This is a genomic window from Peribacillus sp. NPDC056705, assembly GCF_043656335.1.
Window position 1 is genome coordinate 1 of record NZ_JBHTYI010000213.1, and the last position, 1,279, is coordinate 1,279.

Consider the following 1,279-nt stretch of genomic DNA (forward strand, 5'->3'; position numbering starts at 1 on the left):
GCGATAGAATCCTTTATCATTGTAAAGTCATTCTTTGAAATTCTTAGTATACTTCGTGGAGTAGAACCGTTCTTCATATCAACTAAAGCAATATAATGCTTAGATGAATCAATTGGGGTATCCTTATACACGCCAAAAGCTACATTACTGTTTGATGTAACTTTGATGCTGCTACTTCCCGATGTCTTAATCGATGTGTCGATTGCGGCATTTGCACTCGGGGTACTGAGTCCTGATAGAAATTCACACGATCCATCCCGCCCCAACAAATTAACCAGCGTCCGTCCCTTGATCCCACTTAACGAAAAAGCTGCACTCCGCTGCGCATTGAGGATTTGCATCCCTGCGTTGAGTACGACTTCTTGGCGCTGTTCTGTATCAAGACGATCCCTTGCATGATCAATGGCGTCATTCACTCTACCGGCAAATTGATCAATTGCATCAGCATTCTGATCAATATATTTCTCCAAATCAAAATAAGTTGTATCCGGTGATGTCCTGTCAATTTTATTCAATCCGATATTCGGTGTCCTTGGATTAGCCATTAAGCTCCCCCTCCCAAGTATCTATCCTGTGTAGTCGATTCATTCTGTGTAATAGTCATCCCTTCAACCTCAGCGATGGTTAAGTACCTTAGCGCATAGTTCGCAGACAAGTGTGCTGGTTTGATTTCTTCAATGGCCGCTTTAAGATCATTCATGTTTGGCGGGAGACCGTAAGTGTCAATAAACTTAATCGTTAGCTTATATTCTGAGGGCTGAACGGTTACTTCAATAGCTCCACGCTCATAAGCCTGTGCGACACTCTTAAGTAAGCTGCCAGACACTTTTCCATTACCTCGCATTTTCGAGATAATTACCGAGCGCCGTTGTTCAAGGGGTTTACTTGCTTCTGGTGTAATGTGCAGGTCCTTCTCATAGCGTGTCATTGCCCACGTTGTTGACTCAGGATAAAACTGATCCAGTAATCTCTCAATTTCGTTCACAAGCTGTTCTGTTTCTACTCCCTCTGAAGACAGTAGCACATCCATTTCCAGAACACCGTCATAGTAGTCTGGCAGGTATGCTTTTAATCTCTCTGCGCCACTCATGTCACTGTCACCGCCCCAAGCACCGCGACGCCATCCATGCCAATCTCAATATTTTTGGCCTCACCATTAACCAACAAATCAGAGTAATCGATCACCGGTGGGATCCCGAGGATAATGCCCTGAATACGTGTGTACCGCACCAGCGGATCCGTGAAGGCCAAGTCCCGGAAGTACTCCGCAGCTCCCAAC

Annotated in this window: 1 protein-coding gene and 2 pseudogenes; all 3 read right to left on the minus strand. The window is 45.0% G+C overall.

Going from position 1 to position 1,279, the window contains the following annotated elements:
* Positions 1-545 (minus strand): annotated as a pseudogene (locus tag ACFRAK_RS29020) (hypothetical protein); the annotation flags it as partial.
* Positions 545-1,090, minus strand: a complete 546-nt coding sequence (locus tag ACFRAK_RS29025) for a putative phage tail protein (RefSeq protein WP_394573202.1) — start codon at positions 1,088-1,090, stop codon at positions 545-547. The pseudogene ACFRAK_RS29020 and the gene ACFRAK_RS29025, both read right to left, overlap by 1 nt.
* Positions 1,087-1,279 (minus strand): annotated as a pseudogene (locus ACFRAK_RS29030) (baseplate J/gp47 family protein); the annotation flags it as partial. The gene ACFRAK_RS29025 and the pseudogene ACFRAK_RS29030, both read right to left, overlap by 4 nt.